This is a genomic window from Saccharomonospora iraqiensis subsp. paurometabolica YIM 90007, from assembly GCF_000231035.2.
GTDB lineage: Bacteria > Actinomycetota > Actinomycetes > Mycobacteriales > Pseudonocardiaceae > Saccharomonospora > Saccharomonospora paurometabolica.
Genome location: NZ_KI912218.1, coordinates 177,968 through 178,838, shown reverse-complemented (window position 1 = coordinate 178,838; position 871 = coordinate 177,968). Strand labels below are relative to the sequence as shown.

General features: G+C 76.8%; 1 protein-coding gene. It reads left to right on the top strand.

The window, feature by feature from the left end; genetic code table 11:
• Window positions 1–490, top strand: a 490-nt coding sequence (locus SACPADRAFT_RS26315; RefSeq protein ID WP_007027791.1) for a ferrochelatase, incomplete at its 5' end; no start/stop codon positions are given.
• Between the last annotated feature and the right edge of the window lie 381 nt (window positions 491–871).

Below are 871 nucleotides of genomic sequence, written 5' to 3'. Positions count from 1 at the left end.
CGCCGCGGGGCCGCCCGCCGAGGGTGGGCACCGCTACTCCCGCCAGGTGACGGAGGCGGCCCGGCTGGTGGCCGCCGAGGTGGGGGCCGCCGACCACGACCTCGTGTGGCAGTCCCGTTCCGGCCCGCCGGAGGTGCCGTGGCTGGAGCCGGACATCGTCGACCACCTGGACACCGTGCACGCCGACGGCGCCTCCGGCGTGGTGGTGTGCCCGGTCGGGTTCGTCTCCGACCACCTGGAGGTCCTCTGGGACCTGGACAACGAGGCCGCCGAGCGTGCCGCGGAGCTGGGCCTGGGCTTCGCCCGGTCCGCGACCCCGAACGACGACCCGCGCTTCGCCCGCCTCGTCGCCGCGCTGATCCGCGAACAGGTGGAGAGCCTCCCGGCGGAGCAGCTGTCCCCGCTGACCGTCGGCGGGGACACTCCCGACGGCGCCCCCTGCACCCCCGACTGCTGCACCCCGGTCCGCCCCCCGACCCCCGCGAGCTGACCCGCGAGCCCGCGAGTCGCCACCCCATGCCCGCGAGTCGCCACCTCATGCCCGCGAGTCGCCGTTGCGGGTCCGCGGGTCGGCGATCCGGGTCCGGGAGTCGGCGATCCGAATCCGGGTGATCCAGTCCCGCGAGTTGCCGTCCGGGCATCGGGTGTCGACGGTGCGCGCGGCTCCACCGGGGTCCGGAAGGGTCGGTTCGCGGTCCCGGGGCGTGATCGCGTGGTCCTGGGGTGTCGACTCGCGGTCACGGAACGGCGACTCGCCGGGTCGGGTCAGGTGGGGTCCGGGGTGGTGGTGAGGACGCGGACCGCTTCGTTGACGGCCGCGCAGCGGGCGCGGCGGACGGCCGCGCCGAGCGGGCGCAGCGCCTCGGCCCGG